Raw genomic sequence first — 22047 nt, 5'->3', positions numbered from 1 at the left:
AACCCCTAGTTCCGCGGCGCGGCCTTCACCTCCCGGTCCCAGCGGGCGAGCAGGCGGGTGCGCTCGGCGCTGCTGCCGTATTTCGCGAAATCATAGTCGATCAGGCGAATATCCTGCAGGCGCGGGGCCTGCGGCGGCACCGGGGCGTTGCGGTTGGAGGGCACCTGGAAGGCGTTCGCCTGCACCGCGATGGCCTGCGCCTCGGGGCTCAGCGCCCAGTCATACCAGCGCCGCGCGGCTTCCATGTTGCGCGCGCCGCGCACGATGGACATGGAGCCGATCTCATAGCCCGTGCCTTCGCAGGGGGGCACGACCACCACCGGCGCGCCGGTCACGGCCTGGGCCACCGCGTCATGCAGGAAGGTGATGCCGACCAGGCTCTCGCCCGTCGCCGCCGCGCGCGCCGGCGCGGCGCCCGAGCGCGTGTACTGGTTCACGTTGCGGTGCAGCGCCCGCAGATAGGTGAAGGCCGGGTCCTCGCCCATCATCTGCACCAGCGTGGCGAGCATGGTGTAGGAGGTGCCCGAGGAGTTCGGGTCCGCCACCTGGATCTCGTCGCGGAACTCCGGCTTGATCAGATCGGCCCAGCAGCGCGGGGCGGCGATGCGCCGGCGCTCCAGCTGCGGACGGTTGAAGGAGAAACCCAGCGCGCCGGCATAGATGCCGATGGTGCGGCCCTGCGACTGCTCCCATTGCCGGCGCGCCCAATCCTGCACCTCGGCCATGCGCGGGCTTTCATAGCGCTCGGTCAGGTTCTCCTCCGCCGCCTGGAGGTGCGGGTCGCCGGTGCCGCCCCACCAGACATCGCCACGCGGATTCGCCGCCTCGGCGCGCAGCTGGGCATAGGTCTCGCCCGAGGATTTGCGCGTCATCGCCACGCGGATGCCGGTGGCGCGCTCGAAGGCGGTGGCCATCGGGCGGCACCATTCCTCCTGCACCGAGCAGTAGAGGGTCAGGTTCTGCGGCTGCGCCGCGGCGGGCATAGCGAGGCCGCACAGCGCGGCCGCGGCGAGCAGGAGGCGGCGGGACATCGATGTTTCCTTCCGGACGTTTCTTGAAGCCTGTGCCCGGAGGCTAGCCCATCCACCATCATGGCGGGAAGATGGCAGGGGCGAAGGAGCCGCGCATGACATCCGAACGCAAGGCGAAAGGCGAACGCAAGGCGAAGGGCGAGGCGCTGCGGCGCGCGGTGCTGGGCGACGCCCATGTCGATGCCTCCCTCGCCCGGGCCGACGACTTCACCGCGGCGATCCAGGACTTCGTCACCGAGGTGGGCTGGGGCGAGGTCTGGTCGCGCGAGGGGCTGGACCGCAGGACGCGCAGCCTGGTGAACCTCGCCATGCTCACCGCGCTGAACCGCCCGCATGAGTTCAAGGTGCATCTGCGCGGCGCCGTGCGGAATGGCGCCACACTCACGGAAATCCGCGAGGTGCTGCTGCAGACCGCGATCTATTGCGGGGCGCCCGCCGCGCTCGACAGTTTCCGTCTGGCGCGCGAGGTGCTGGAGGAGATGCAGTTGCTCCCGCCCCGGCCCTGATCAGCCGACGCCGAGGATCTTCCAGATCCCGCTGGCCGAGAGCACCTCGCGCCCGCCCACCGAGAGCGTGCCGCGCACGAAGATCACCGAGCGCGTGCGCCGCACCACCTGCCCGCGCGCCTCGACGAAATCGCCGGGCCGGGCAGGGGCCAGGTAATGCACATCGAGCTGGATGGTCGCCACCTTCACGCCCCCCGCCGCAGCGCGCGAGACTCGGCCGAGCGTGTGGTCCATGAAGGTGGCGAGCGTGCCGCCATGCACCGCGCCATTGCCGTTGCTCTGCGCGGCATCGGTCTCAAAGCCGAAGGCGAAGCCCGCCTCCTCCTCCCGCCGCCACATCGCCAGCATGACCGGCGGCATGGCGCGGTCCTCGATCCGGGTCCAACCCTGGGCGGCGGGGTCGAAGGGGGGTGGTGCTGGCTCGGTCATGGGCGTCTCCGGGGGCTGTCTGCGGTAGCGCGGCGCGCTGCGCGCGCAAAGACCGGCCGCGCCGATTGACCGCACCGAAGGCGCGCGGTTGCATGGCGCCACTAGATCAGGAAGGGGAAACGCCATGCGCGCCTGGGCCGTGGTGGAAGCGGGCAAACCGCTCCAGGAACTTGAACTGCCCACACCGGTGCCGACCGGCAGGCAGGTGCTGCTGGAAGTCACCCATGCCGGCGTCTGCCACTCCGACCTGCACATCTGGGAGGGCGAATACGACCTCGGCAGCCGGGGCAAGATGCGGCTCTCGGATCGCGGCGTGGTGCTGCCGCTGGCCATGGGCCATGAGATCGTCGGCCGTGTGCTGTCCTGGGGGCCGGAGGCCGAAGGGCAGGGGCTGGCGAAGGGCCAGCAGAAGCTGGTCTTCCCCTGGGTCGGCTGCGGTCATTGCGCGCGCTGCCGGGCGGAGGAGGACAATATGTGCCTCCAGGGCCGTTCGTTGGGCGTCTTCCAGAATGGCGGCTACGCCACCCATGTCCTGGTGCCCGAGCCGCGGCACCTGGTCGAGATCGGCCAACTCGACCCCGCTTTGGCCGCGACCTATGCCTGCTCGGGCGTCACTGTCTTCTCGGCCGTGAACAAGGTGATGCCGCTCGAGCCCGATGAGCCGATCGTGCTGGTGGGGGCAGGGGGGCTGGGGCTGTCCGCCATCGCGGTGCTCAAGGCGATGGGGCACCGGCGCATCGTCTCGGTCGATGTCGCGGCCGAGAAGCTGGCCGCCGCCGCCGCCGCCGGGGCCTCGGATACGCTGCTCGCGACCGGCGACGATGTGACGCAGCGCCTGGTGGCGCTGTGCGGCGGGCCGGTGCCGGCGGTGATCGACCTCGTGAACGGCACCCAGACCGCGCGCTTCGCCTTCGATGCGCTGACCAAGGGCGGCAAGCTGGTGCAGGTCGGCCTGTTCGGCGGCGAGCTGACCGTGCCGCTGCCGCTGATGGCGATGCGCGCGCTGACGGTCCAAGGCAGCTATGTCGGCAATCCGAAGGAGCTGCGCGCGCTGGTGGCCCTGGCGCAGACCGGGAAGCTGCCCGCCATCCCCATCACGCGCGAGCCGCTGCCCAACGCCTCTTCTGCGCTGATGCGCCTGCGCGACGGCAAGGTGACGGGGCGCATCGTGCTGACGGCCGCCGCCGCGTGATGTAGGGAAGGGGGCGATGGACGCCCCCCCCTATACGCCGCCCTACCCGCCGCGGGCGGACCATACGCCGAGCCCGCTGGCGCTGATGCGGGCCGCGGCGCGCAACATCCTGGCGGTCTGGCCGGCCGCCGCCTTCAGCCGCGACTTCTCCCGCCGGCGCTATTTCCGCCGCCACATCGTGGTCTGCAACACGCCCGAACTCGTCGCCCGCGTCTTTGTCGAGGGGCATGAGGTCTTCCAGCGCAAGAGCCCGCAGCACCGCCACGCCCTCGCGCCGCTGCTCGGCGACGGGCTGTTCGTCTCGGACGGCGCGCTGTGGAAGGAGCGCCGGCGCGTCGTCGCCCCGGTCACCCACGCCACGCGCCTGCCCGAGCTGGCGCCGGCCATCACCGAAGCCGCGACCGAGATGGCGCGCGCCTGGGCCGCGCGCGATGCCGCGCAGCCGCTCGACGTGCTGGCGCAGATGGGCCACCTGACGGCCGAGATCATCTGCCGCACCATCTTCGGCCGCGCCCTGGGGGCGGAGGCGGCGCAGCGCGTGGTGGCGGCCTTCGCCGAGTACCAGGCGCGCATCGGCCAGACCGATCTGTGGTCGCTGATCGGCCTGCCGGACTGGGTGCCGCGCCCGGCGGGCTTCCGCGCGCGGGCTGCCGCCCGGCGCATCCATGCGGTGGTCGATGGGCTGATCGCCGACATCCTGAAAGGCGGGCGGGAGGAAGCCTCGCTGATCCGCGCCATGGCCGAGGCCCATGTGCCCGGCACCGGCGCGCCGATGGATGCGCGCGCCTTCCGCAACGAGGCCATCGTGCTGTTCATGGCCGGGCACGAGACCACGGCCAATACCCTCGCCTGGGCGCTGTTCATCCTGAGCCAGGATCCGCCCAGCGCGGCGCGGCTGCGCGCCGAACTGGCCGATGTGCTGGGCGGCCGGCCGGCCACGCTCGCGGATTTGCCCGCCTTGCCCTTCACCCGGGCCGTGATCGAGGAGACGCTGCGCCTCTACCCCCCCGTGCCGATCCTGACGCGTGAGGCGGCGGCGGATGTGGACGCGCTCGGCCGGCAGATCCGCAAGGGCGACATCGTGATCGTGGCGCCCTGGCTGCTGCACCGGAACCCGACCCTGTGGGACCAGCCGGACGCCTTCCTGCCGGACCGCTTCGCCCCCGGCGCGCCGCGGCCCTCGCGCCACGCCTATATCCCCTTCAGCGTCGGCCCGCGGGTCTGCACCGGCCAGCATCTGGGGCTGGCCGAGGCGATCGTCTGCCTCGCCACGCTGTTCCAGGGTTTCGACTTCGCCCTCGCGCCCGGCGCCGAGGTCATGCCGCTCGCGCGGCTGACGCTGCGCCCGGGGGAGAGCCTGCCGATGCTGGTGACGCCGCGATGAGCGACTTCCTCTACCCCGCCCCGCCCTGGCGCTGGTCCGAGCGCAAGGCGCTGCTGCGCCACTGGCTCCGGGACCCGCTCGAGGGTGGGTTCGACATGGGCATCCATGCCCTGCTGCGGCTGCTGCCGACTGACCGGGTCTCGGCCATCGGCGTGCGCCTGGGCCGGCGCGCCGGGGCGAAGCGGCCCGAGGCTTCCGCCCGCGCCGCGGCGCTGCTCCGCCAACTCCGCCCTGAGGCCGATGCGGCCGAGATCGCCCGGTTGGTCGATGCGCATTGGGCGCATGTCGGGCGCTGCTTCGCGGAATTCTCCGTGCTGCATCGCCTGTGGGATGAGGGCCGGATCGAGGTGCGTGGCTTCGAGCATGTCGAGGCCGCCAAGGCCGCCGACCGGCCCTTGGTGATCGCCGGCCTGCATGTCGGCTATTGGGAAGCGGTACATGTCGGGCTCGGCGCGCTCGATGTGCCGTTCCAGGCCATCTATCAGCGCCTGCCGAACCGTTTCCGCATGCGCGTCGCCGATGCGGCCCGCAATCGCAGCCGCCGGCAGGTGGCGCGACGTGCGGCGGGGGCAGTGGCGCCCACGCTGGGCGCCGTGTTCGAGGCGCATCGCGTGCTGCAGGCGCGGGAGGCGGCGCTGCTGTATTATGTCGATGAATACTGGGAGGGGCGCGTCCACGCGCCAGCCCTCGGGCGCAAGCTGCAGATGAAGGGCAACATCATGCGGGCTGTGCGCCTGGCCTCAGGCAGCGGGGCGGCGGTGATCCCCGCCTATGCCGAGCGCCTGGGCGAAGCGGCGCGCTACAGGCTCACCTTCTTGCCGGAGGTGCCGATGGGCCCGCCTAACCGGGGCCGGGCAGCCATCCTTGACGATATCGCCGCGCTCGATCAGGCGCTGGAGGGCGTGGTTCGCGCCCATCCCGAGCAATGGTTCATGCTGCACGCCTTCAGGCCGGAAAGCTGAAGGCGAACCCGGCCTCGCGGAAGGATCAGCGGCCGAAGGCCTCGGCGGAGAGGCGCAGATGCTGCGCGGCGTGCGGAGAGGCCGCGTCCGCCACTTCCTGGAAGCGGCCCGCCTGGGCGACCATCTCGCGGCCATTGGCCGGGCGGTTGTAGATGAAGCCGAAGGTCGGGTAGGTGCGGCCGAAGGTCGTGCTGTCGAAGCCCACCTGATGGCGCACGGCGGTCCAGTCATTGCGATCGGACACGTCGATCACGACCGCGCCGCGCAGCACCTGGCCGCGGCGCAGGCCCGGGCCACCCCAATTCGCATGGTCGAGCTCGATGGTGCGCGAGTTCACGACACGGCTGACCACGCCGACATGGCCGGAGCGCATGCCGCCCGAGCCGGGGAAGGCGAGGATGGCGCCGCGCTCGGGCACTTGCCCACGGGCATAACGGCCGGCGGCGTTGTGCCACCAGTGACCGCCATTGCCGCTGATGTCCATGCCGGTCGCCATGCGGGCGAAGGGCACGCAGGACAGGCCGAAGCTCTGTGCGACGGGCAGGATGGGCGTGCCGGTGGTGGAGGCGATGGCCGGGCGCGCGATCACGGGCATGGCCACCGGGACCACCGCCGCGGGACGGGGGGCCTGGGCGATCGCCGGAGCCGCGGACGGCGCCGGGGCCGCCGGGCGCGGGGCGGCGGCGCTGCGGACAGGCGGGGGCGCAGGGCGGGCGGCGGCAACGCGGGTGCCGCGCTGGGCATTGGCGCGCTCCTGCACGGCCGGGGTGCGCGCGGCGCTGCGGCTGGGGGCCTCATCGCGCTTGCCTGTGCGCGGGGCGGCGGCAGGGCGGGCGGCGGCCTGCGGGGCTGCGGGGGCGGGCGCTACAGCAACGGTGCGACCCTGCTTGACGGTGGAGCGCGGGGAAACCGCGGCCTCGACCTGGGATGCCACGGCGGACGTGCCGAGCAGGAAGCAGATCAACGCAAGCGTGCTTTTTGCCCGCATGAAATTCCCCTGTTTGCCTCGCCGCGATGATGACACTCACCAACGCTGCAAGGGCGGTAACCGGGGCTGGCGGGCTCGGGCAACCCGACTTCTGGTAACACGGCGAAATCTGCTGTGATTCGTCGAAGCGGCTTGTGGATGAATTCGAAGAAGCCGCTAATCTTCCTAGGATGAAACACGCTGAAACCAGATGACACAGTGTTGCGGCTTTGATGCAACACTTTTAACGGATCCGTGAGTCGGGGCCCGACGCCCTGACATGCCTGTCATGCTATCGTTGCATGAACAGACCATCCTGGGCGTCGGGCGAACCCTGCCGGATCAGCGGCAGGCGGTGATCATGATCTCCACGAGGTGCCGCGGGTCGGCCATGTTGGCCTCGACGCAGGCGCGCGCCGGCCGGCCGGCATCGCCCAGCCACTCGACCCACACCTTGTTCATGGCGTCGCGGTCGCGGATGTCCTTCAGCCAGATCTGCGCCTGCAGCAGGCGGGTCTTGTCGGTGCCGTTGGACTCCAGCGCCGCGTCGATCTTCGCGATCACCTGGCGGGTCTGGCCGACCACGTCCTGCGACAGGTCATCGGCCGTCATGCCGGCCAGATAGACGAAGGCGTGATACTCGACCGAGGAGGACAGGATGGCATTGCTGCCCTGGCGGGTGATCTTGGACATGGCTCGATGGCTCCCGTTGCGAGACGCGCGCTTCTAGAGCAGGCGCCGCGCGCGGGGAAGGCGAGCCAGCGGCGTTTCCCGGGGAAGTTTTAGCCTTCCTGCTCGCCGTGGTCCGTGGCGCCGGCGACGCCGCAGCCGCAGAAGGGGCAACGGGCGAGCGTGCTGAGTTGCGGTGCCAAAGCGGGCGGCAGGGGCCGGCCCTCGAAGAGCTGCTCGATCTCGGCGCGCAGCGCGTCATGCGCCTCGGGGGCGGGGCAGGCCGCGCCATACTCCGCCGCGATCTCGGCGCTTGGCGCCTCGAGCCGGAAGGCCTGGGCGGCCAGGGGGGCGAGGCCCGCCAGGGCGGGCAGGCCGGAAAGCAGGGTGCGGCGCGGGGTGTTCATGCCCTCATCCTACTATAGAGCGGCGCGGCTACGCCACGGCATAGGTGCTGCCGGAGGCGGCGGCGCCGATCATCGCCTCGAACACCGCAACGCCATGGATCGCCTCCTCGACCGGCAGGGGATAGGGCGCGCCGCCGGTCGCGGCGGTTGCAAAAGCTGCAAGTTCAGCGGCCTCTATGTCGATCTTCGCGTAGTTTCGCGTCCAGGCCTCACCTTCGCGCGGGGTCCAGGAAAGCCGTTCATGGCCCTGAAGTTCCAGTATTCCTTCCGTGCCGAACAGCGCGACGCGCCAATGCCGCGGCGCCAGCGCCAGGGTGGCGAAACCCACCGTCGCCCCGCTCTCGAGTTCGCCCAGCATCGCCGTGGTGTCGTCGATGGTGGTCGAGACCAGCGCCTTGCTCGCCACCGTCACGGCGCGGAATCGGCCGGCGAGGTTGATGATCATGTCGATCATGTGGATGCCCATGCCGCCCATGCCGCCCAGCGGGCTCTCGGCCCGGTCGGCGCGCCACATGCCGGGCGTGTAGCTGGCCGCGCCCGGGCCGCTGAAATGCCCCTCGACATGCAGCAGCCGGCCCAGCCGCCCGGCCGCCAGCATCGCCTTCATTTCCAGCACCGCCGGCAGGAAGCGCCGGTTATGGCCCAGCGCGAGCACCACGCCGGCCCTGGCACAGGCGGCGACGGCGGCCTCGGCCGAGGCCTTGGTCAGGGTGAAGGGCTTCTCGACGAAGACATGCCTGCCCGCGGCGGCGGCGGCGATCACCTGTTCGGCATGCTGGCCGTGCGGCGTGGCCAGCACCACGGCCTCCAGCCGCGGATCCGCCAGCAGCGCCGCGAAGCTGCCATGCAGGGTGATGCCCTGCGCGGCCGCCCAGTCGCGCGCCTTGTCGGGCGTGCCGGTGGCACCGGCGACGAAGCCGATACCGGCCCCCTGGCGGCCCTGCACGCTCTCCACCAGGGTGCGGCCCCAGCGGCCCATGCCCACGATTCCAGCCTTCAGCATCGTTCCATCCCTATCGATTGGCGCTGGAGGCCGCTTGCCCTTCCAGCGCCTGTTCCACGCGCCGCAGCCGCGTCAGCCCCCAGGCGAAGACGCCCAAGGCCGCCAGCACCGCCACCAGCGTCGGCGTGGTCAGCCCGAAGACCTGCCCCGCCCCCCCCAGCGCCAGCGCCCCCAGCGCCGGGCAGGCGCGGGTGATCAGCCCCCAGAGGCTCAGCATCCGGCCGCGATAGGCCGGGTCGGTCGAGTTCTGCAGCAGGGTCTGCACCGTCACGCCATGGGTGCTGGCGGTGGCGCCCATCAGCGCCGCGCAGAGCATGCCGAGCGCGAACCAATCGGTCGCGACGAAGCCCGCCGTCGCCAGCGCCTGGGCGCCGATGGCGTAGAAGGCCACCCGCGTCGTGCCCTCGATGCGCCCGCGCTGCGCCACCCACAGCCCGGCCAGCAGCGCGCCCACGCCGAAACAGGCGGTGAGGATGGCCAGGCTCTCCGCGCCGCGGCCAAAGACCCATTCGACGAAGGGCGGCAGGATCTCCTGCACCCCGCGCAGCAGCGTGGCCGCCAGCGCGGCGAAGAGCAGCAGGGGCCCGATGCCCGGATGCCGCGCCGCATAGCCGATGCCTGCCGTCACCTCGCCCCAGAGGCTGGCCGAGGCCGGGTGGCCCTGGCGCTCGGCCGCCGCGACGCGCAGCAGCAGCAGCGACAGGCCCGAGACGAGGTAGCCCAGCGCATTGGCGGTGATGGCGGGCACCACGCCCCACAGCGCGATCACCGGCCCCGCCAGCGCCGGGCCGACGAAGCGCGCGACCGCGAAGCAGAGCGAATTGGCCGCGACCGCCGCCGGCAGGTCCACGCGCGGCACGATGCCCGGCATCAGAGTCTGCCGCGCCGGCTGGGCGAAGCTGGCGGCGATGCCGCCGATCACCTCCAGCACCAGCAGGATCGCGATGGTCATGTGGCCCGAGGCCGTGATGCCCGCCACCGCCAGCGACTGCGCGGCGATGGCGATCTGCGTCCACATGGCGAGCTTCACCCGGTCCACCCGGTCCGCCACCGCCCCGGCGACGGGGCTGATGATGACCGCCGGCGCGAGGTCGCAGAAGGCGACCATGCCTACCCAGAAGGCGCTGCCCGTCAGCTCCCAGGCCAGCCAGGAGACGGCGATGCGCTGCATCCACAGGCCGGTCCAGGCAATGGCCGAGCCACCGAAGAAGATCCGGCTGTCCCGATGCGACAATGCGCGTCCGAGGGCACCGAAGGAGGCCACCCCGCGCCTCCCCTCCGGCGCCGGTCAGCGCAATCCCGGCGGGGGCAGGGCGCGGCCGGTAGGCGGTGCGGCGATGCTGGCGGGCACGGCCGGCGCGGTTGCGGCGGGCGCGTTGGTCGGGCTGGCGCGGGTCGCCCCGCGCAGGCACTCCTCGATCAGCCGGTCGCGCGACATCTGCTGGCCCATGCGCTGGGTCTCGACCCGGCTGAAGGGGGCCGAGCTGAAGGTCCCGCGGCTCGACTCCGTCTCATCCGTGCGCATCAGGTCGCCACGGTCGCGGAACTGCACCACCCGCGTCGCCTCGGCCCGGCAGGCCTCGAGCGCCACGTTGTCCTCGCTGCGGGGCATCGGCACGGGAGCCATGCGGGGCGAGAGATCCGGGGCGGAACAGGCAGCCGCCAGCAGCAGCAGCAGGGGGGCGAGACGGGCCGGGCGGGACATGGTGGAGGCCTTCGTAAGGGAGCAAGGGTCGGGCATGGCGGGTCAGACGACGCGCGGCGCGGGCAGACGGCGTGGCACAAGCCGCCGCAGCGCGGTTTCGTCGAAGCGCGCGGCGCTGTCCAGCGGCAGGGCGGCGGCGGCGCGCAGCAGCGCCGGGTGCAGCTCCACCCCCTCGGTCGTCAGTTCGAACAGCGCGCCGAGATCGGGGCTGCGGCCCAGGACCTCGACCAGGGCCAGCAGCCGCAGGCAGAGCGCCATCCCCGCGAGCGTGCCGAGATCGGCGCTGCGGTCCACCGCCTCGGACCAGCAGCAGGCGTCGCGGTCTGTGATGGCGAGGTTGAGCGGCCCCGACTCCGTCTGGAACAGGATCTGCCGCGGCGCGCCCCAGCGTCCGGCTGCGGCGGCGCGGCGCGCGGCCTCCCAGGCAGCCAGCAGCGCGTCGGGGGCGACGGCGGGCAGCGCCTCGGGCGGGCAGGGCACGAAGTGGAGGAAGCCCCCCTCGGCGGCCGGCGCGACGTGGATCGTGGCGTTGTGCATCGCCGTGACTGTGGCCGTTTTCCCGCGCCCCTGCTACCCGCTCCGCCCGCGAGAAGGAGCCCCGATGCAACTGCGCGCCCTGATCGAGCTGGAGCCCGCCGGCCGGATCGAGGAGATCCTGGCCGCGCTCGGCCCTGGGCCGCCCGAGGCGCTTTCGGCCGAAGCCGCGCTGCTCGCCGGCCGCTGCCTGCTGCGCCGGCCCGATCCGGCGGCGGCATTGCCCTATCTCCAGCGCGCCGCCCGGCCCGATGCGCCGCCCGCCACCGCCATCGAGGCGCACCGCGCCCTGGCGCGGCTGCGCCTGGGGCTGGGGCAGGAGGTCATCGCCATCGCCCATCTGCGCGCCCTGCTGGCGCTGCGCCCTGCCGAGCGTGACCCGCGCTTTCGCCTGGCGGAGGCGCTGCACCGCCTGGGCTGGCAGGCCGATGCGCTGCGCGAGATGGCGGCGCTGGGGCCGCAGGTCTCCGGGTGGTGGCGCCGGGTCGCGGAGAACGCGCGCAGCGCCCGGGCGGCGGCGCGCCGCCAGGCCCTGCGCCTGCTCGCCCGCCGCGAGGGTGGCCGGCGGGTGCCGCTCCCACGGGGGCAGCGCCTGGTCATGCTGGTGCGCTGGCTGCTGGCGGCGGGGCGGACCCGCGCGGCGGTGGGCCTCGCGACTCGCGGCGCCGCCGAGCCGGGCGCCGGGCCGCGCATCCGCCTTGCCGCAATGGAGATGCGCCTGCACCAGGAGGGCGCGCGCCCGGGCCTCGTGCCCAGCCTGCCCCCAGCCGGCGCGGATGACGAGGTGGTGGTCGAGGCCGCGCGCCTGGCGCTTCAGCTCGACGCGCCGCTGCAGACGCTGGAGGTGCTCTCGCGCCTCGCGCGGCTCGATGAGGCCGCCGCGGCGTTGCGGGCGCGCGCGTTGATCCGGCTCGGCCGGCATGGCGAGCTGGCGATGCGCGCGGCGGCGGCGCTGGGCGCGGTAGGCCCGGATGCCACGCCCGAATCCGCCCTGGCGGCGCGCCATGCGCTCACCGGCTGGGTCCTCACCGGCGCAGTTGTGCCGTTGCGCCAGGATCCGCCCGTGGCGGCCGCGGCGGTGGCGCCGATGCCGCTGTTGCAATTCTGGCACGACCCCGTGCCGCCCGCCGATGTCGCGGCGGTGATGGCGAGTTGGCCGCGCCACCATCCCTTTCTCCGGCCCGCCCGCTTCGACGCCCCCACCGCCCGGGCCTGGCTGGCGGCGGAGGCCGGAAGCCGCCTCGCCGAGCTGTTCGAGTCCTGCCGCCACCCGGCCATGCAGGCGGACCTGTTCCGGCTGGTGTTCCTGCACCGCCATGGCGGGCTTTACGTCGATGCAGATGAGCACTGCCTGCGGCCCAACGCGGCGCTGCTCGCCCAGGATGCCGGGCTCGGCCTCGCGGCGCCCTATCTCGATGAGCTGCCCTATTACCTCAACAACAACCTTCTGCTGGCCGCCGCCGGCAGCCCGGTGCTCGCGCGGGCCATCGCCCTGGTCAGCGACGGGTTGGCGCAGGCGGCCGGGGCGCGCCCCTCGATCTGGCACAGCACGGGGCCCGGGGCCTTGACCCGCGCCGTGGCGGCGCATCTCGCCTCGACGGACCAGGCCCCGGTGCGGCTGATCTGCCCGCGCTACCTGGAGCAGTTCAGCCGCACCATCGATGACCTCTCCTACAAGCGCGCCCCGGGCGGCGATTGGCGGCAGGCCTGACGGCTTCGCAGCCGGCGGTCTTTGTGGCGTGATGTCGGCATGACCGATCCCGCCCGCCTGACCGCCACCGAGGCCGCCGCCGCCATCGCCGCCGGCCGCCTTTCCGCCCCCGACCTCGCCGAGGCCTGCCTTGCGCGGGTGGCCGCGCGGGAGGGCGTGGTGCGCGCCTTCCAGCATCTCGACCCCGCGCAGTTCCACCGCGCCGCTGCCGCCGCCCGGCCGGGGCCGCTCGGCGGCATCCCGATCGCGGTGAAGGATGTGCTGGATACTGCCGACATGCCGACCAGCTACGGCTCGCCGATCTGGGCCGGGCATCGCCCGCGCGCCGATGCCTTCGCCGTGCAGGCGGCGCGCCTCGCCGGTGCGGTGGTCATGGGCAAGACCGTGACCACGGAATTCGCCAGCCGCTTCCCCGGCGCCACCACCAACCCGCACAACCCGGCCCATACGCCCGGCGGTTCGTCTTCCGGCTCGGCGGCTTCGGTGGCGGCGGGGATGGTGCCGCTCGCTTTCGGCACCCAGACCGCGGGCAGCATCATCCGCCCCGCCGCCTATTGCGGCGTGGTCGGCTTCAAGCCGAGCTTCGGCACGCTGCACCGCGCGGGCATGAAGGTCTGCTCGGAGAGCCTTGATACCATTGGCATCATGGCGCGCAGCCTCGCGGATTGCGCGCTCGCCATGGGGGCGATGTCGGGCCGCGACTACGGCAATCCGGACCAGGCGCGGCCCCGCCCGCCGCGGCTCGGCCTCACGCTCGGCCATGCGCCCGGCGAGGCGAAGCCCGAGACGGTGGCGCTGCTGGCCCGCACGGCCGAGGCGGCGCGCAAGGCCGGCGCCGAGGTGGTGGATTTCATCCTGCCCCAGCCGCTGCTGGATGCCGCGGGCCTGCATGTCTGGCTGATGAACATGGAGACCCGCCAGGCCCTGGCCTGGGAGATGGCCAATGCCCGCGCCCAGGTCTCGGCCGTGATGCGCGAACGCATGGACTGGGCCGCCGGCTTCCCGCCCGCGAAGCTCGATGAGGCGCGGCGCGCGGCGACCCTGGCGATGGGCACCTTCATGATGGCGAGCCAGGGCTTCGACGCGATCCTCACCCCCTCCGCCCCCGGCGAGGCGCCCGAGGGCATCCACGCCACCGGGGAGCCGACCTTCAACCTGCTCTGGACGCTGCTCTGGGGCCCCAACGTCACCATCCCGGCCGGCACCGGGCCGAAGGGTCTGCCGCTCGGCGTGCAGCTTGTCGGCCGCATCGGCGAGGATGCCGCGCTGCTCGGCACCGCCCGATGGCTGCAGGCCGCGATCGGGTGAGCCTGGATCCGGCGCTGTCCTGGGCGGCGGCGCTGGCGGAGGGGCAGGCGCGGGTGCAGCGCCCCGACCCGCTCGGCGCGCTGCCCTTCCTGACCAAGGCTGCCGCCCCGGAGGCGCCGCACAACGAGCAGGCGGACGCCCATGCGGCGCTGGGGCGCATCCGCACCGGCCTGGGCCAGGAAGCGCTGGCGGCGGCGCATTACCGCGCCATCCTCGCGCTGCGCCCGACCCAGCCGGAGGCGATGTTCCTGTTGGGCCGGGCGCTGCTGCGGCTGGACTGGCCGGACCTGGCGCTGCGCCATTTCGCGCGGCTGCCGCAGCCGATAGGGGGCTGGTGGCGCGCCATCGCGCGGCAGGCGTCGCGGCGCCTCGCCTGGGCGCGGGGGGAGGTGCGTGGCGCCATCGCCCGGCTGCGCCAGGCCGGGGATAACCCCGCGCCAGCCGCCGCCGCTCTGGCGCGCGCGCTGATCCGCGCCGGGCGGCTCGGCCCCGCCGCGCGGCTGCTGGAGCGGATGCCACCGACGCCGGAGGCGCGTTGGCTCGTCGCGCTGCTGCTCCTGCGCCGGCGCGAGGGCCTGGCCGATGCGCGGCTGCGCCGCGCCCTGAATCCCCCACCCGGTGCCGACTCGGCCCTGGCGCAGGAGGCCGCGCGGCATCTGCTCGCGATCGGCGAGACCGAGGCCGCGGCCGCCGCGCTGGCGTCGCATCCACCCCGGCGGGACGGGGCGGATCTGCGCGCGCGGGTGATGATCGCGCAGGGTCGCCTTGCCGAGCTGGCCGCGGAGGCCGAGGCAGCGCTGGCGCGCCGGCGCGACCTGACGGACCCCGCCCGGCGGCTGCTGACCTGCCAGGTGCTGGGCGGGCACCTGCCCGTGCTGCAGGGGCCGGGGCCGGCCGCCACCGTCGCCTCGCCGCTCACCCTGGTGCAGTTCTGGGACCGGCCCGAACCACCGGAGGAGGTGCGCGCGGTGATGGACAGCTGGGTGCGCCACCATCCCGGGCTCGCTCTGGCGCGCTTCGACGCCGCCAGCGCGCGCGCCTTCATCCTCGCCCGGCACGGCCAGAAGGCGGCCATGGCCTATGACACGCTGCACAACCCGGCCATGCAGGCCAACATGCTGCGCATCTGCTTCCTGGCCGCGGAGGGCGGGCTCTGGGTCGATGCCGATGAGCGCTGCCTCCGCCCGATGGATGAGGTGCTGGCGCGGCTGGGCCAGTACGGGCTGATCGCCCCCTTCTCCGACGAACTGCCCTATTACGTGCACAGCTACATGCTGGCCGCCCCACCCGGCAGCCCGGTGGTGGCCGCGCTGATGGAGGGGCAGATGCGCGCGGTGCGCGAGATGCTGCGCGGCGGACCCGGACTGCAGAACTGGGTGAGCAATGGCCCCGGCCTTGTCACCCGCGTCATGGTGCGGATGCCCGGGCAGGTCGCGCTGCTCGCAACCGCCTATTGGCGCAGCTTTGCCGGCGATGCCGACGACCTGCCCTACAAGCAGGATGCGGCCGCCGATTGGCGCACCCAGCCCTACGGTCCCTCAGTCCGGTAGCGACACTTCCAGCCCCACGCCCGGCTGGCCGAACCAGCAGACATGCTCGGCCACCATGTCGAGCGCGAGCCGCGCGCCGCGGGGCACCGCCAGGGTGAACCGGGTCTCGAGCGCGACGCCGGGGGGCAGGCGCTCGGTCACGCAAGCGTGGCGGCGGTGGTTGCGGTTGCGCACGCTGCCATCGGCATCGAGCAGGATGGCGCCCAGATTCACCGCCCCGCGCGCCGTGCCGGAGGGCCGCCAGGCGCGCGTGCCGGTGTTGTGCAGCACGAGGTCGAGCGTCACCTGATCACCCTGGCGCTGCGCGGCCACCACCTCGATCGTCACCGCCAGGCCCTGTGCCACCAGGCTGTCCGCGGGCGCCTCGCGCGCCGCATCGGCATGCAGCACGAACATGCGGAAGCCCTGCAGCACCGGCAAAGCGAGGTCGCGATAGGTGCTGGCCGCGGGCGGTTCCGGGGCCGGGCCGCCGCGCAGCTCATGCCGCCAGAGCGCGAGGAAGCGGTCGAGCGGCAGCATCTCCGGCCGCAGGCCGAACAGGCCGATCTCGATGCCGTGGAAGCCGGCCTGTGCTGCTGCCTCCCAGATCCGCTCGACATGCACGTCGTTCTCGATCACGCCATGCACCGCCATCTCGGCCTGGGAGGTGGCGGAGAGCGAGTGGTCCGGCCCCGGCTCCATGAAGATCGCCCGCCCGCCGGGGGCGAGCAGGCGGCGGAACTCGGCGATGGCCGGGCCAGGGTCGGCCAGGTGGTGCAGCGCCTCATGGCTCAGGATGCGGTCGAGGCTGCCATCGGGCAGGTCGATGCGCGTGCCATCCGTGCGCAGGTAGCGCAGCCGGCCGCCGAGGCCCGGATGGTGCTGCGCGTCATGCGCCGCCGCCGCGGCGAGCACGGTGGGGGAGACATCGGCCGCCACCACCTGGCAGCCGGCCTCGGCCAGCAGCCGGCCGAGCCAGGCCACGCCGCAGCCGAAATCGAGCACCCGCAGCCCCGGATAGAGGTCCGCGGCCTCGAACATCGCGCCCAGGCGCATCAGCGCCGGCCCGGCATGGGCGAGGGGGGCGAAGGGCTTGCGGAAGGACCAGTGGTTGGCGTCCACGCCGCGGAAATAGCGGTCCGCCCGCGCCGCATGTTCCTCCGCGCTGGCGCCGGCGATCAGCGCCGCGACGGCGATGGGGGGCGGGCCGCTCACCGCCGCAGGGTGCCGTCGGGCAGGCCCTTCAGGCTTTCCGTCGTGTCGAAGTCGCGCAGCACGGCATCGTCGGGCATCTCGACCTCGACACGCCGGTCGGCGTGCTTGGCGGCGAGGTGCCGTGCGCCGATGTCGCCGGTCAGGGCCAGCATCTCGGGCAGGAATTCGCGCGCCCAGAGCATCGGGTTGCCCTGCTTGCCGCGATAGGTGGGCTGGACGATGGCGCGGCCTTCCTCGGGGTCGAAGGCGGCGAGCAGGCGGTCGAACATCGGCGCGGTGACCAGCGGCATGTCGCCGAGGCAGACCATCACGCCCTCCGACTCCGGCGGCACCGCGGCGAGACCGGCCTTGAGCGAGGCGGAGAGCCCTTCGGCATATTCATCCGCATGGGCGTAGAGCACGGGCTTGCCGGCCAGGGCTTCCTCGATCCGCTCGCGCTCATGCCCGGTCACGACGATGACCGGCGAGGCCTGGGAAGCCAGGGCGTTGTCCACCACGCGGGCGATCATGGCCACGCCCTTGGCGTCGGGCACCAGCAGCTTGTTGAGCGGCGCCATGCGGCGGGACCGCCCGGCCGCCAGCACCAGGGCGGCCACCTGCCGGGCGCGGCGCGGGGCGGCGCCCACCGGCACGCTGCGCGGCGCCTCGGCACGGGGCAGGGGGCGGGTCTCGATCTCCTTCAGCAGGCCGCCCACGCCCATGCCCATGACATGCCGGGCCGTGACGCGCTCGCCGGCGAAGATCCGCTGCAGCACCCAGTCGAAGCCGTTGAGCTTGGGGCTGCGCGCGCAGCCGGGCAGCACCAGGGCCGGGATCTCGCCGATCCGGCCGAGGCAGATCAGGTTGCCGGGATCGACCGGCATGCCGAAATGCTCGATCACGCCGCCCGCGCGCACGATGGCGGCGGGGGCGATGTCGCGCCGGTCCACCACGGCGGAGGCGCCGGCGACGAGCAGCAACTCGGCCCCCGCGCGCTTGAGGCGCGTCAGGGCATCGGCGATCGGGCCTTCCTCATGCCGCGTGCGTTCCACCGGCAGTAGCGTGCCCATCAGGCCGCGGATGCGTGTCTCGGTCGCCTCGACGGCGCCCTCCATCACGCTTTCCTTGATGCCGGGCAATTCGCTCAGCACCAGGCCGACCTGGAGGGGGCGGAAGGGCTTCACCGCCAGGGCCGGGCGGGTCCGGGCCAGCGCCTCGACCACGCCGAGCACGCGGCCCGGCACGGCGAAGGGGATGATCTTGATGGTCGCCAGCATCTCGCGAGTCGCGACGACGCTGTAGGGCGGCAGGGTGGCGATGGTGATGCTCTCATCCACCGCGTTCAGCCGCTCGATCAGCGCGGCATCGACGGTGAACAGGCCGGCACTCTCCGCCAGCAGGTTGACCCGCCCCGTCGCGGCGCGCGAGCGGGCGAGGAGCGGGGCCATCAGCGCATTGGCGATGCGGTCCGCGGCCTCATCCTCCGGCACGTCGCCGGCCTCGAGCCGGGCGGCGATGACCTCCCGCCGCCCGGCTTCGCGCAGCGCGGCGAGGGCGGGCTCATCCAGCACCGTGCCCTTCTTCAGCACGCGGCCGGGCAGGCGCAGCGTATGCGCGAGGAAGGCGCCCAGGGCTTCGTCGAGCGGGGTGGGGCCGAAGATCATGTGGGCGGGTTCTTCGGGCCGCGCCGGGCCGCGACGATCTCGGCGATGATGGAGACCGCGATCTCGGGCGCGGTGACGGCGCCGATGTCGAGGCCGACGGGGGCGTGGATCCGGGACAATTCCTCCCCCGTGCAGCCGGCCTCGACGAGGCGCGCGAGCCGCTTGGCATGGGTGCGGCGGCTGCCGAGGCAGCCGATGTAGAAGGCGTCCGATCGCAGCGCCACTTCCAGCGCCGGGTCATCGAGCTTCGGGTCATGCGTCAGCGTGACCACGGCGGTGCGGGAATCCGGTGCCAGCGCCGCCATCGCCTCATCCGGCCAGTCGGTGGAGACGGCGATTCCCGTGCCGAGCCGTTCCTCGGTGGCGAAGGCGCGGCGGGGGTCGATGACGGTCACGGCATAGCCGAGCAGCCGGGCCATCGGCACCAGCGCCTGGGCGATATGCACCGCCCCCACCACGATCAGGCGCAGCGGCGGGTTCTCGGGCGCGATGAACCAGGTCTCGCCGGCGAGGGTGATGCTGCGGGCGGCATCCTGGGCCAGGGCGGCCTCGGCCTCGGCGGCCAGTCCGGCGGGCAGGGCGTCATCCGGGTGCAGCAGCTGCGCGCCGTCGGGCAGCCGCGTCAGCAGCGCCACGGGCCGCTTGGCGGCACGCGCCGCGGCCAGGCGGGCATAGGTCTCGCTCTTCACCCGAGGCGCTCCACGAACACCTTGAGCTTGCCGCCGCAGGCGAGGCCCACTTCCCAGGCGCGCTCATCCGAGATGCCGAAATCGAGCAGCTGCGGCGTGCCGGATTGCATGGTCTGGCGCGCCGCATCGGCCACCGCGCCCTCGATGCACCCGCCCGAGACGCTGCCCGCCATGCGGCCGGAGGCCGTGAGCACGAGGCGCGAGCCGGCCGGGCGGGGGGAGGAACCCCAGGTCTCGACCACCGTGGCGATGGCCACCTGCTCGCCCGCCGCCGCCCATTGCCCGGCCAGGGCCAGGATGTCTTCTGCGCTGCCGCTCATGCTGCCGGAAGGCTCCTTCGTTGCGCGCCACGCGGATCCGATAGGGCTGCCACCAGATCGCGCAGGCTGGCCAGATTGTGCACCGGGCGGAACTCGTCGACATGCGGCAGCATCGCCCGGATGCCCTGGGATTTGGGCTGGAAGCCGGCGTAACGCAACAGCGGGTTCAACCAGATCAGCCGGCGGCAGCTTTTTGCCAGCCGATCCGTGGCCTCAGCGAGGCCCTTTGCCCCTTCGCGGTCGAGCCCATCGGTGATCAGCAGCACCACCGCCCCCTGGCCGAGCACCCGGCGTGACCAGGCCCGGTTGAAGAGGTCGAGGCTCTCGCCGATGCGCGTGCCGCCGGACCAGTCGGGCACGGCATGGGCCACCATCTCGAAGGCGACCTCCGCATCGCGGCCGCGCAGCTGGCGGGTGACGTTGGTCAGCCGCGTGCCGAACAGGAAGGTGTGCACCCGGTCCCGGTCATTCGCGACCGCGTGCAGGAAATGCACCAGGATCTGGGCGTAGCGCGCCATGCTGCCGGAGATGTCGCAGAGTGCCACCAGCGGCGGCGGGCGCACCACGCGCCGGCGGCGGGCGATGTCCAGGATCTCCCCGCCCTGGCGCAGGCTGCCGCGCAGCGTGGCGCGCAGATCGGTCACGGGGCCGGAAGGGTCGGGGCGGAAGCGCCGGGTGGGCCGCGCATCCAGCGGCAGGACCAGCTTGCGGATCTCCTTCTTGGCGAGCGCGATCTCGGCCGCCGACATGGCCTCGAAATCCATGGTCTGGAGCCGTTCGCGCTCGCTGACCGTGAAGGTCATGTCGATCCGGTCTTCGGGCTTGTCCTCGGGGGCTTTCGGCGGGTTGGGCCGGTCGCCCTGCATCGCCTCGGCCATGCGCCGCGCGGCGGGGGCAGGTTTCGGCTGCTCCTTGAAGCCATCGAGCAGCGCCATGGCGGTGGCGTGCGCCGCCGCCTCCGGGTCGCGCCAGAACATGCCGAAGGCGTGGTCGAACAGGAAGAAGTGCTCGTGCCGGTGCACCAGCGTGGCGCGCAGCGCGGCATGGACCTGGCGGCGGTCGCCGATGTCGATGGCCTGCAGCGCGGCGGTGGCGAGCAGCGTCTCGCTCGGCCCCACCGGCACGCCGGCGCGGCGCAGCAGCCGGGCGAAGGCGAGGAGGTTCGGCGCAAGCGCGCCGCCAGCCCCGGGGCTCGAAGGCAGCGACAGCGCCGCCTTCGGGGGGATCATGCGTGGCCGGCCTTGGCGTCGGCGACCAGGCGCGCGGCCTCCGCGCCCTGGATCTTGGCGATGTCGTCCTGGTATTTCAGCAGCGCGCCGAGGGTGGCGTCCACCAGGGCGGGCTCAAGCTCCTTCGCGTCGAGCGCGGTCAGGGCCGCGGCCCAGTCGATGGTCTCCGCCACGCCGGGCGGCTTGAAGGTATCGGCGCCGCGCACCGCCTGCACGAAGGCCACCACCTGGGCCGAGAGCTTCTCGGGCACGCCGGGCGCGCGGACCTGCAGGATGGCGCGCTCGCGCGCCGCATCGGGGTAGTCCACCCAGTGATACAGGCAGCGCCGGCGGATGGCGTCATGCACCTCGCGCGTGCGGTTGGAGGTGATGATGACGACCGGCGGCGTGGCGGCGCGGATGGTGCCGAGTTCGGGGATGGTGAGCTGGAAATCGGCCAGCACTTCCAGCAGGAAGGCCTCGAAGGGTTCGTCGGCGCGGTCCAGCTCATCGATCAGCAGGATGGCCGGCGCACCTTCCAGCGCGTCGAGCAGCGGGCGGGCCTGGAGGAAGCGACGGTCATAGATGCCGCGTTCCAGCGCCGCGCGATCCGCGGTGTCGCCAGCCGCCTCGGCGAGGCGGATTTCCATCAGCTGCTTGGCGTGGTTCCACTCATAGGCGGCCGAAGCCAGGTCCATGCCGTCATAGCATTGCAGCCGCACCAGCCGGCGCGGCAGCTGGGCGGCGAGCACCTTGGCGATCTCGGTCTTGCCGGTGCCCGGCTCACCCTCGAGGAAGATCGGCCGGCCGAGGCGCAGCGCGAGATGGACGGTGGTGGCAAGCCGCCGGTCGGCGACATAGCCCCCCGCGGCCAGCAGGCGCTGGGTATCCTCGACCGAGGCGGGGCTCATGCGCGCTCAGCCCGTGGCGTACATCATGAGCAGCACGAAGGCGAAGGCGCCCAGGCCGAAGAGGACCTGCGGCGGGAAGCCCATGATCGGCTCGAACAGCCAGCGGCCAGCCTGCTGCCAGATGTCCGGGCCGGCGGGGCGGGCAGGGGCGGCGGCGGGGGCCTCGGCTGGGGCGGGGATGGCCGGGTTCAGCTGCGCGGCGAAGCGATCGAAGAACTGGTCGGACATGGACTTGGCCGTGCTGTCGATCAGCCTTGCGCCGAGCTGGGCCATCTTGCCGCCGACCTGCGCGTTCACGCTGTAGCGCAGGATGGTGTGGTCCGGCCCGTCCGCGGCGAGGGAGACATTGGCCGCGCCCTTGGCGAAGCCCATCGCCCCGCCCTGGCCCTCGCCCGAGATGGTGTAGGATTCCGGCGCCACCACGTTGCTCAGCGTGACCTTGCCGGCCAGCCTGGCGGACATCGGGCCGAGCTTCAGGGCAAGCTTCGCGGTGAACTGGTCATCGGCCACCCGCTCCACGGTCTCGCAGCCCGGGATCGCCTTCTGCAGGACGGCCGGATCGTTCAGCGCGGCCCAAACCTGGTCGCGCGTGGCGTTGATGCGGCGCTCGCCGGTCATTTCCATGAGGGGGCTTCTCCAGAATGTCGCGCGCTACTTAGAGGCGAAGCGCCGCTTCGGGAAGGCCCGCCCTGCGCGGCCCGCCCAGGTGACGCAGACGCCATGG

Annotated in this window: 23 protein-coding genes; 7 read left to right on the top strand and 16 right to left on the bottom strand. The window is 73.0% G+C overall.

The genetic code is table 11. From position 1 onward, the window contains the following. Positions 1-5: 5 nt before the first annotated feature. The gene (locus AC2D9U_RS01280; protein WP_484745641.1) at positions 6-1031 is read right to left on the bottom strand and encodes an ABC transporter substrate-binding protein; all 1026 of its coding nucleotides are present in this window, start codon (positions 1029-1031) and stop codon (positions 6-8) included. Positions 1032-1126: 95 nt separating this feature from the next. Between AC2D9U_RS01280 and AC2D9U_RS01275 the strand changes: the two genes are divergently transcribed. Beyond that, on the top strand, positions 1127-1537 hold the full coding sequence (locus AC2D9U_RS01275) for a carboxymuconolactone decarboxylase family protein (protein WP_484745638.1): 411 nt from the start codon (positions 1127-1129) through the stop codon (positions 1535-1537). On the opposite strand, the gene AC2D9U_RS01270 is transcribed toward AC2D9U_RS01275, so the two are convergent. After that, the gene (locus AC2D9U_RS01270; protein WP_484745636.1) at positions 1538-1966 is read right to left on the bottom strand and encodes a PaaI family thioesterase; all 429 of its coding nucleotides are present in this window, start codon (positions 1964-1966) and stop codon (positions 1538-1540) included. It abuts the gene before it with no gap. A 124-nt stretch (positions 1967-2090) separates the two neighbouring features. Between AC2D9U_RS01270 and AC2D9U_RS01265 the strand changes: the two genes are divergently transcribed. The 3 genes from AC2D9U_RS01265 to AC2D9U_RS01255 are packed head-to-tail and all read left to right on the top strand — an operon-like array spanning position 2091 to position 5504. Then, the gene (locus tag AC2D9U_RS01265; protein ID WP_484745633.1) at positions 2091-3158 is read left to right on the top strand and encodes an alcohol dehydrogenase; all 1068 of its coding nucleotides are present in this window, start codon (positions 2091-2093) and stop codon (positions 3156-3158) included. Between the two features lie 16 nt (positions 3159-3174). Then, complete coding sequence (locus AC2D9U_RS01260; protein ID WP_484745631.1) at positions 3175-4542, top strand: cytochrome P450; 1368 nt, start codon at positions 3175-3177, stop codon at positions 4540-4542. After that, positions 4539-5504 (top strand): lysophospholipid acyltransferase family protein, encoded by a 966-nt coding sequence (locus tag AC2D9U_RS01255; protein WP_484745629.1) that lies wholly within the window; start codon positions 4539-4541, stop codon positions 5502-5504. Before AC2D9U_RS01260 ends, AC2D9U_RS01255 begins: the two co-directional genes overlap by 4 nt. 25 nt (positions 5505-5529) lie before the next feature. On the opposite strand, the gene AC2D9U_RS01250 is transcribed toward AC2D9U_RS01255, so the two are convergent. The 7 genes from AC2D9U_RS01250 to AC2D9U_RS01220 all read right to left on the bottom strand — a co-directional run bounded on the left by AC2D9U_RS01250 (position 5530) and on the right by AC2D9U_RS01220 (position 10792). Continuing rightward, on the bottom strand, positions 5530-6099 hold the full coding sequence (locus tag AC2D9U_RS01250; RefSeq protein ID WP_484745627.1) for a CHAP domain-containing protein: 570 nt from the start codon (positions 6097-6099) through the stop codon (positions 5530-5532). Between the two features lie 714 nt (positions 6100-6813). Further along, a complete protein-coding gene (locus AC2D9U_RS01245) occupies positions 6814-7164 on the bottom strand; it encodes a RidA family protein (RefSeq protein WP_482000765.1) in 351 nt (116 codons plus the stop codon). An 89-nt stretch (positions 7165-7253) separates the two neighbouring features. Continuing rightward, positions 7254-7547, bottom strand: a complete 294-nt coding sequence (locus tag AC2D9U_RS01240) for a hypothetical protein (protein WP_484745624.1) — start codon at positions 7545-7547, stop codon at positions 7254-7256. A 28-nt stretch (positions 7548-7575) separates the two neighbouring features. Beyond that, a complete protein-coding gene (locus tag AC2D9U_RS01235; RefSeq protein ID WP_484745622.1) occupies positions 7576-8550 on the bottom strand; it encodes a Gfo/Idh/MocA family protein in 975 nt (324 codons plus the stop codon). Between the two features lie 10 nt (positions 8551-8560). Next, positions 8561-9814, bottom strand: a complete 1254-nt coding sequence (locus AC2D9U_RS01230) for an MFS transporter (protein ID WP_484745620.1) — start codon at positions 9812-9814, stop codon at positions 8561-8563. 24 nt (positions 9815-9838) lie between these two features. After that, a complete protein-coding gene (locus AC2D9U_RS01225) occupies positions 9839-10255 on the bottom strand; it encodes a hypothetical protein (protein WP_484745618.1) in 417 nt (138 codons plus the stop codon). A gap of 42 nt (positions 10256-10297) precedes the next feature. Next, positions 10298-10792 carry a hypothetical protein gene (locus AC2D9U_RS01220; protein ID WP_484745616.1) on the bottom strand — a complete coding sequence of 165 codons (495 nt, stop codon included), beginning with the start codon at positions 10790-10792 and terminating at the stop codon, positions 10298-10300. 64 nt (positions 10793-10856) lie between these two features. On the opposite strand from AC2D9U_RS01220, the gene AC2D9U_RS01215 reads away from it, so the two are divergent. From AC2D9U_RS01215 to AC2D9U_RS01205, 3 genes are read left to right on the top strand one after another with little or no spacing between them, the layout of a single operon-like run. Next, on the top strand, positions 10857-12500 hold the full coding sequence (locus AC2D9U_RS01215; RefSeq protein WP_484745614.1) for a glycosyltransferase: 1644 nt from the start codon (positions 10857-10859) through the stop codon (positions 12498-12500). Between the two features lie 39 nt (positions 12501-12539). Next, positions 12540-13808 (top strand): amidase, encoded by a 1269-nt coding sequence (locus AC2D9U_RS01210; RefSeq protein WP_484745612.1) that lies wholly within the window; start codon positions 12540-12542, stop codon positions 13806-13808. Then, positions 13805-15358 (top strand): glycosyltransferase, encoded by a 1554-nt coding sequence (locus tag AC2D9U_RS01205; RefSeq protein ID WP_484745610.1) that lies wholly within the window; start codon positions 13805-13807, stop codon positions 15356-15358. Before AC2D9U_RS01210 ends, AC2D9U_RS01205 begins: the two co-directional genes overlap by 4 nt. On the opposite strand, the gene AC2D9U_RS01200 is transcribed toward AC2D9U_RS01205, so the two are convergent. Genes AC2D9U_RS01200 through AC2D9U_RS01170 form a run of 7 tightly spaced genes read right to left on the bottom strand, consistent with a single transcriptional unit; the run spans position 15347 to position 21947 of the window. Next, positions 15347-16552: a class I SAM-dependent methyltransferase gene (locus tag AC2D9U_RS01200; RefSeq protein ID WP_484745609.1), complete on the bottom strand. Its 1206-nt coding sequence runs from the start codon at positions 16550-16552 to the stop codon at positions 15347-15349. The genes AC2D9U_RS01205 and AC2D9U_RS01200 overlap by 12 nt on opposite strands. Beyond that, positions 16549-18195 carry an NTP transferase domain-containing protein gene (locus tag AC2D9U_RS01195; protein ID WP_484745607.1) on the bottom strand — a complete coding sequence of 549 codons (1647 nt, stop codon included), beginning with the start codon at positions 18193-18195 and terminating at the stop codon, positions 16549-16551. The genes AC2D9U_RS01200 and AC2D9U_RS01195 overlap by 4 nt, the downstream gene beginning before the upstream one ends. Then, positions 18192-18884, bottom strand: coding sequence for an XdhC family protein (locus AC2D9U_RS01190; RefSeq protein WP_484745605.1), 693 nt, complete (start codon positions 18882-18884; stop codon positions 18192-18194). Before AC2D9U_RS01190 ends, AC2D9U_RS01195 begins: the two co-directional genes overlap by 4 nt. Continuing rightward, positions 18881-19204: an XdhC family protein gene (locus AC2D9U_RS01185; protein ID WP_484745603.1), complete on the bottom strand. Its 324-nt coding sequence runs from the start codon at positions 19202-19204 to the stop codon at positions 18881-18883. Before AC2D9U_RS01185 ends, AC2D9U_RS01190 begins: the two co-directional genes overlap by 4 nt. Further along, entirely contained in the window at positions 19201-20433 is a 1233-nt protein-coding gene (locus tag AC2D9U_RS01180) for a vWA domain-containing protein (protein WP_484745601.1), read from the bottom strand. Before AC2D9U_RS01180 ends, AC2D9U_RS01185 begins: the two co-directional genes overlap by 4 nt. After that, positions 20430-21323: an AAA family ATPase gene (locus tag AC2D9U_RS01175; RefSeq protein WP_484745599.1), complete on the bottom strand. Its 894-nt coding sequence runs from the start codon at positions 21321-21323 to the stop codon at positions 20430-20432. The genes AC2D9U_RS01180 and AC2D9U_RS01175 overlap by 4 nt, the downstream gene beginning before the upstream one ends. 6 nt (positions 21324-21329) lie before the next feature. Beyond that, positions 21330-21947 (bottom strand): SRPBCC family protein, encoded by a 618-nt coding sequence (locus tag AC2D9U_RS01170; RefSeq protein ID WP_484745597.1) that lies wholly within the window; start codon positions 21945-21947, stop codon positions 21330-21332. Between the last annotated feature and the right edge of the window lie 100 nt (positions 21948-22047).

Source organism: Roseomonas sp. TF40 (assembly GCF_057219975.1).
This window is presented reverse-complemented; position numbering and strand designations above follow the sequence as displayed.

Coding starts and splice junctions, on each gene's coding strand:
- AC2D9U_RS01255 (WP_484745629.1), top strand. CDS start 4,539: ATGAGCGACTTCCTCTACCCCGCCCCGCCCTGGCGCTGGTCCGAGCGC.
- AC2D9U_RS01240 (WP_484745624.1), bottom strand. CDS start 7,547: ATGAACACCCCGCGCCGCACCCTGCTTTCCGGCCTGCCCGCCCTGGCG.
- AC2D9U_RS01235 (WP_484745622.1), bottom strand. CDS start 8,550: ATGCTGAAGGCTGGAATCGTGGGCATGGGCCGCTGGGGCCGCACCCTG.
- AC2D9U_RS01245 (WP_482000765.1), bottom strand. CDS start 7,164: ATGTCCAAGATCACCCGCCAGGGCAGCAATGCCATCCTGTCCTCCTCG.
- AC2D9U_RS01210 (WP_484745612.1), top strand. CDS start 12,540: ATGACCGATCCCGCCCGCCTGACCGCCACCGAGGCCGCCGCCGCCATC.
- AC2D9U_RS01185 (WP_484745603.1), bottom strand. CDS start 19,204: ATGAGCGGCAGCGCAGAAGACATCCTGGCCCTGGCCGGGCAATGGGCG.
- AC2D9U_RS01280 (WP_484745641.1), bottom strand. CDS start 1,031: ATGTCCCGCCGCCTCCTGCTCGCCGCGGCCGCGCTGTGCGGCCTCGCT.
- AC2D9U_RS01270 (WP_484745636.1), bottom strand. CDS start 1,966: ATGACCGAGCCAGCACCACCCCCCTTCGACCCCGCCGCCCAGGGTTGG.
- AC2D9U_RS01265 (WP_484745633.1), top strand. CDS start 2,091: ATGCGCGCCTGGGCCGTGGTGGAAGCGGGCAAACCGCTCCAGGAACTT.
- AC2D9U_RS01220 (WP_484745616.1), bottom strand. CDS start 10,792: ATGCACAACGCCACGATCCACGTCGCGCCGGCCGCCGAGGGGGGCTTC.
- AC2D9U_RS01215 (WP_484745614.1), top strand. CDS start 10,857: ATGCAACTGCGCGCCCTGATCGAGCTGGAGCCCGCCGGCCGGATCGAG.
- AC2D9U_RS01275 (WP_484745638.1), top strand. CDS start 1,127: ATGACATCCGAACGCAAGGCGAAAGGCGAACGCAAGGCGAAGGGCGAG.
- AC2D9U_RS01170 (WP_484745597.1), bottom strand. CDS start 21,947: ATGGAAATGACCGGCGAGCGCCGCATCAACGCCACGCGCGACCAGGTT.
- AC2D9U_RS01260 (WP_484745631.1), top strand. CDS start 3,175: ATGGACGCCCCCCCCTATACGCCGCCCTACCCGCCGCGGGCGGACCAT.
- AC2D9U_RS01175 (WP_484745599.1), bottom strand. CDS start 21,323: ATGAGCCCCGCCTCGGTCGAGGATACCCAGCGCCTGCTGGCCGCGGGG.
- AC2D9U_RS01225 (WP_484745618.1), bottom strand. CDS start 10,255: ATGTCCCGCCCGGCCCGTCTCGCCCCCCTGCTGCTGCTGCTGGCGGCT.
- AC2D9U_RS01180 (WP_484745601.1), bottom strand. CDS start 20,433: ATGATCCCCCCGAAGGCGGCGCTGTCGCTGCCTTCGAGCCCCGGGGCT.
- AC2D9U_RS01195 (WP_484745607.1), bottom strand. CDS start 18,195: ATGATCTTCGGCCCCACCCCGCTCGACGAAGCCCTGGGCGCCTTCCTC.
- AC2D9U_RS01250 (WP_484745627.1), bottom strand. CDS start 6,099: ATGCCCGTGATCGCGCGCCCGGCCATCGCCTCCACCACCGGCACGCCC.